At 33.9% G+C, this 984-nt stretch carries 1 rRNA gene; it reads left to right on the plus strand.

The features are described 5' to 3' along the window. A 5S ribosomal RNA gene (rrf, locus tag DRF59_RS20640) occupies window positions 1-81 on the plus strand; the annotation flags it as partial. Window positions 82-984 lie beyond the last annotated feature (903 nt).

Consider the following 984-nt stretch of genomic DNA (forward strand, 5'->3'; position numbering starts at 1 on the left):
CTGTTCCCATTCCGAACACAGAAGTTAAGCCCACCAGCGCCGATGGTACTGCTAACGCGGGAGAGTAGGCCGCCGCCAGTTTTTATTTTATTTTTAAAAATCCTTTATCGTTATGATAAAGGATTTTTTTGTTATATACCTGTGAATGAGCTATAGGCAATAAGCTATAAGCTATAAGCCATCAGCCATAAGCAATAAGCAATAGGCTATAAGCTATAAGCCATAAGCCATGAGCCATTAGCAAGAATTGACAATGAGTACAGCCCACCATTCATCAATTACCCTGAATCCATATCCCAAAACTTATAACTCATAACTTATAACTCATAACTTATAACTTATAACTCTTACAACCGTTACCTCATTAGTACCTGATTACATAACAATACACGAAACAGAATGTCGTACCATGAGAAACTATGAAAAGAACTGTATGAATATACGTTTTGAATGGTATTTTCCCGACTAACATTCTGCTATTGCTTCTTACCTGTTTTCAGTTTATAAGAAAGCAGAGACTGTAGCTTTTACCCTAATTTTAATTATCCACAATTCTAGTTACTCATTGTGGATAACTCTATTTTTGATTTAATTTATTTATAATCAGAATATTATATGGTTAGTTTTCCACTTTGTAAATATTTATGTTAAATAAACTTGTTTTGCGTTATGATAAGTTGTTATCTTTGCCCCACTGAAAACGAGAGTAGATCAGTAAGCGCAGAAGAGCTTTTAGATAAGCAGGGACAATATTTACTTCAGGGTGACAGACGAAAAAAACTTTCAAAACTTTTTTGTAAAAAGAGTTGCGGGAATAAAAAGAGTTTGTATCTTTGCAGTCCGAATAAATCGGAGCGCAGGAGTAGGGTGATAAAGTGTTGAGAGGGATTTAAGGTTACTTAAAAAACTTTAAAATTTTCTTCAAAAACATTTGGTCATTAAAAAATAAAGTTTTACTTTTGCACTCGCAAATACGGAGCGACA

This window comes from Chryseobacterium flavum (assembly GCF_003385595.1).
GTDB classification, from domain to species: domain Bacteria; phylum Bacteroidota; class Bacteroidia; order Flavobacteriales; family Weeksellaceae; genus Chryseobacterium; species Chryseobacterium flavum.